Genomic DNA, 4,857 nt, shown 5'->3' on the forward strand with positions numbered 1-4,857 from the left:
CAAAAACTGCCGAAAGTCGGGATAAGGAGTTACCCATCGTACAAAGTACAATAAAGAAACTTACCAATGATCAAAAAAAGATTGGTATATATTATGGAACAGGTGCCCCGACCAAACAGTGGACACCAGTTATTGATCGTTTAATTGATACCTATGGAGTAGGTCCAACAGAATCTGCACGAATACTTGCTACTGTACAGGCTGCAATTAATGACATAATGATAATTGTATGGGATTTAAAATACCGATGGAATGTTGCAAGGCCCAATCAATATAATCAAAAGATGAAGACTTTGCTTTGTACACCACGTTTTCCATCCTATCCGTCCGGTCACGCCACCATGTCAGGATGTACACAGGTGGTGCTAAGTTATTTTTTCCCGAAAGAAGCAACCAAGCTCCAAAAAATAGCTAATGACAATGCTGTTAGTCGTTTGTACGCAGGTGTACATTTCCCTTCTGACAATGATGAAGGACTCAAATTAGGAAGATATATTGGATCAATGATTGTCCAACACCTGAAAACACAAAATAGTAAGGATTTAAAACCTATTGATCATCCTTTTAGAGATTTCCGTAGTTCGGAAATCTTCCCGGACAACTACCAACAATTCATCCCCTTCGAGTTTCCCAAAACATGTACGTCCCTTGTTGTGGATACTGAGAAAACTAGAACAAACAAAACCCAGATCAATCAAGTACCCAAACCAATATTATATTTATAAACCTCTATTAAAAGGCTCTTCTTAAATAAAGAGCCTTTTATCCATAAAACGATTTTCTTTTAAGATGAATTTTCAAGTAATTTGTTTCTGATTATTGTGTCTTGAGAACTCTCACAATTTCCTTATCTATTTGATTACTATAAGAAATCATGGAATTCATAACATTTAACATGTCAGTTGAAAAGTCTTTTTTGATTTCCTTTTAGTTTTCCAATTTCATTAAAGAAAATTCAATTTAAACTCCTAAAAAATAATTTTTAGGAGTTTTTTTATTGTAATAATCATATATCTTATTTCATTACATGTAGCTCCTGCTTACTTTTAGCAATGACAAACATCATCCTATTGTTTTAATGAAACCCCTCTGACTCAGCTATCAATTCCTTTGCCATGTCATGTTTTACTAAGTGTTCTCCAAGATGATCGCTATCACAAAAGATTAACTCCTCATACACGATATAAGAGTCTCCTTCAAAAATTTCACCATTACAATAATCACATGAAAACACTGCTACCGCTTGTTGCGGATCACTGGGTAATCCCTCACCTGTTACCATTGGATTTTCGATTTCCACTACCTTCATCCCTTTCTATATATAATTTTTATTGTCCAAACATAAATTATTTGCTAATCCATTAATTGCTTAAGGACATTCTCAAACTTTTGCCCTTCTGTTACATATCGGAAGTCTCGGAATGGATTACCTTGTTTTTTTATACGTTCTAAAACTGCCGGGATTGAAAACAAGTCTGGTTTAAGTGATCTGGTTAATTCATCCCAGTTTAATGGAGTCGCTATTAATCCTTTTTCGTTTCCCCTAGGAGAATATGGCGCTATAATCGTTTTCCCTTCACTATGTTGAACGTAATCTAAGTACAACTTGTTATGGCGGTTCTTTTTTAATCTCTCTGTTGTAAACCATTGGGGTTCCTGTTCACATAAAAAATCACAAACAAATTTAGTAAAAATCCGTGTTTCTTCATAAGAAAAAGTGTTTAAAGGTAAAGGGATATAAACTTGTAGACCTTTCCCACCAGAAGTTTTCACAAATGACTGGAGTTCGAATTGGTCGAAAATAGCTTTCATCCTTTGGGCGGCCTCTATGGCGATAGGAAATTCATTTACTGAAGGTGGGTCTAGGTCAAATACTATTTCAGTAGGCTTATTACTACTAATCGTTTGAAAAGGGACATGAAACTCTAGCGCAAGTTGGTTCCCAAGCCATACTAAGGATTCAATATCATTGCACATAATGTATCGAATATCATCCTCTTGCTTAGTTGAAATAAAATCAGGAATATAATCAGGAGCATTCTTTTGGTAAAACTTTTCCCCCTCAACACCATGAGGAAAACGGATAACTGTTAGAAGTCGATTTCGTAAAAAAGGCAAAATATAAGGTGCTATTTGTTGCAAATAAAACAAGTAATCATCCTTTTGAATATTAATTAATGGCCAAATGGGCTTTTCAGGATGTGTGATTTGAACGTTTTGAGGAAGTGGAACTAATTGTTTCTCCATATGCTGCCAGTGACAGTCCATTGGGTCCTTCTGAAAATTAAAGGAATGGAACCTCGGTTCTCTTAAATGCTTTTCATCGAAGCTAATACATGCTATATCAACACAAATGGATGGATCTAATTCCCAAATATTTTCCGATACTTTCGTTCCATTATTTTTAAATAATGTGATTAAGGTTTCTAACTCCTCAACTGTAAGACCATGACGAAAGTTAACAATTTCAATTAATGATTCATACTGATAAACGGCCCCATGAAAGTATCCATTACTCTTGTTGTATTTAGTCAGAATGACCGTGACATATCTCCAGTTTTTGATTTTCAACCAATTAGTTGATCTTTTCCCACTGTTCCAACTACTGGTTAATTGTTTGGCAACAATTCCTTCGCCATTATTAACAACTACTTTATTCCATAATTGTTCGTGATTTATAAATACATCTATTGCTTGAATCCTATTTATATCTTCAACATTAATTGAAATAGGAAGAGTTATGGTTTGAAAAAGTTTTTGTAGTTTCTTTTTACGTTTTGAGATAGATAGCTCAGTTTGACTCTCCCCCTTATAAAAAAGAAGGTCAAATACAACGTAATGACATGGAAATTGTTGAACATGTTTACTAATCACATTTTCATTACGCATCCTACCTCTTAATTGAACAATAGAAAAATTACTTTGGAAATTATTTATTAAGATAACCAACTCACCATCTAGATATAAAGGTAAGTAAGGGCGAACTCTTTGCAAAATTGTATGACAGAAAAAAAGAATTTCTGGAAACATTTGATTAAGGACATTTCCATTTCTACTCCTCAGAATAGGTACATCTTTTTCCCATTCTAATATACAGCGAAATCCATCGTATTTAGCTTCGTATAGCCAGTTTTTCCCTGAAGGAATATCTGTTGTTGCAGTTAAAAGCATTGGCTTCAATTTTTAGCCTACTTTCGCTTGTTTTGTACCTTATCTTTTGATCATTTCTCAATCTTGATACATAAAAATGAAGAAAATATTGCATAGTAAGAAGAAAAAGAAAAAGTAGGTGACAACAAATGCATACAGTTTGGAAAGGAAGTATTAGCTTTGGACTTGTTAATATTCCAGTGAAGCTTCATACCGCAACTGAAAATAAAGATATTAAATTACGACAACTTCATAAAGAATGTCATACACCAATTAATTATCAAAAGGTTTGTGAGGGGTGTAAAAAAGAGGTTAAAAGTGAGGATATTGTTAAAGCATACGAGTATTCAAAAAATAAGTTTGTTGTGCTGGATAATGAAGAACTCGAGAAATTAAAAAAAGAAAATGAAGATAAGTCAGTTGAAATAATCGACTTTGTAAAACTGGAAGAGATTGATCCCATCTACTTTGAACGTAGTTATTTCTTGGCACCCGACACTGGCGGTGGAAAAGCTTACTCTCTTTTGAGAAAAGCACTTATGGAGTCTGGCAAAATCGGCGTGGCTAAAATCGTCATACGTTCAAAAGAACAATTAGCAATTGTTCGTGTTTACGAAGAGACGCTAGTAATGGAAACCATACATTTCCCAGATGAAGTAAGACTTGCTAAAGATGTACCAAATATACCGAGTGAACCCGTGATTGTTAAAAAGGAACTCGAAACTGCCCTTATGTTAGTTGACCAATTAACTACTACCTTTGAGCCTGAGAAATATACGGATGACTACCGTACCGCCTTATTGGAGTTAATTGAAGAGAAGAAATTGGGTAATAACACAGTATCTGTTAGCGAGAAACAACCTGTTGCTCCTTCCAATGTGACAGACTTAATGTCAGCTCTTCAAGCGTCACTAGATAAAACCAAGAAGAAAAAGCCTACCCCAAGAAAGAAAGCAGCAAAAACCTCTTAATGCATAAAATTATGGATGTTCATTTAATTTAAAACTTTAACATGGCTCCTTTTTGGGAGCTTTTCTAATAAAAGATAAGAAAATATATAAATTTAGAGTGCCATGAACCACGTGTTCATGGTGTTTTTAGTATACGGAGACTAACAATCTAAAACAGACTATCTTTGGTGATACTCTCGCTAATCCCGCTAGTGAGTTCCGTGCTGTGAATCCTTTACTTGAAGAACATTGTTTCTTCTATATTGGAAGTTGACAGTATGGCGACGCAAAGATTGCTTAAAAAACTATCCAACCTTAAAAATAAAGAACAAGAACGATATTGTATCTTCGGGTGCCTCTCTCTATAAAACCAGTGTCTATTCTCTCATCAACCCAAAGTAAAAATACTATGTGTCCATAGATTGAAGGGTCGAGTCGAATCGCTAATTCTATTAATTTGAAGTCGTTATTTCCTTTTTTAGAAACGCAAGTTCCCTCTCAGTAGAAGTGAACTTTGTTCAGTGAAATATTCTTAATTAGTAATCTTTGGATTGCACATGAGAAATTGTCTTTTCTAAATGCAGGCCAGGCGTGAGGTGTGGTTACTTTCATTTTACAAGATAGGACAAATTTGATTTTTTTAAAAGCTTTTCTTTATATGACTGTTGATTTATAAACAGGTGAATGATTGTAGTGAAAGGCGGCGACTCCAGCGGGATAAGCGTGGCCAGGTAAGACCCCAATGTCATCAAGCTAA

Annotated in this window: 4 protein-coding genes; 2 read left to right on the top strand and 2 right to left on the bottom strand. The window is 34.7% G+C overall.

Features of this window, described 5'->3' with window-relative positions; genetic code table 11:
• Nucleotides 1-725 (top strand): vanadium-dependent haloperoxidase (locus tag B371_RS21045; RefSeq protein ID WP_019412551.1); only part of this gene is annotated, 725 nt, incomplete at its 5' end.
• A 350-nt stretch (nucleotides 726-1,075) separates the two neighbouring features.
• On the opposite strand, the gene B371_RS0101475 is transcribed toward B371_RS21045, so the two are convergent.
• Together B371_RS0101475 and B371_RS0101480 are read right to left on the bottom strand one after the other, a co-directional pair.
• Entirely contained in the window at nucleotides 1,076-1,300 is a 225-nt protein-coding gene (locus B371_RS0101475; protein ID WP_019412552.1) for a hypothetical protein, read from the bottom strand.
• A 53-nt stretch (nucleotides 1,301-1,353) separates the two neighbouring features.
• Nucleotides 1,354-3,180, bottom strand: coding sequence for a DNA ligase D (locus B371_RS0101480; protein ID WP_019412553.1), 1,827 nt, complete (start codon nucleotides 3,178-3,180; stop codon nucleotides 1,354-1,356).
• Between the two features lie 119 nt (nucleotides 3,181-3,299).
• Here B371_RS0101480 and B371_RS0101485 point away from each other — a divergent pair, with 119 nt between their 5' ends.
• Entirely contained in the window at nucleotides 3,300-4,121 is an 822-nt protein-coding gene (locus tag B371_RS0101485; protein WP_019412554.1) for a Ku protein, read from the top strand.
• Nucleotides 4,122-4,857 lie beyond the last annotated feature (736 nt).

Origin of the sequence: Paenisporosarcina sp. TG20, from assembly GCF_000286315.1 — a bacterium.
Taxonomy (GTDB): Bacteria; Bacillota; Bacilli; order Bacillales_A; family Planococcaceae; genus Paenisporosarcina.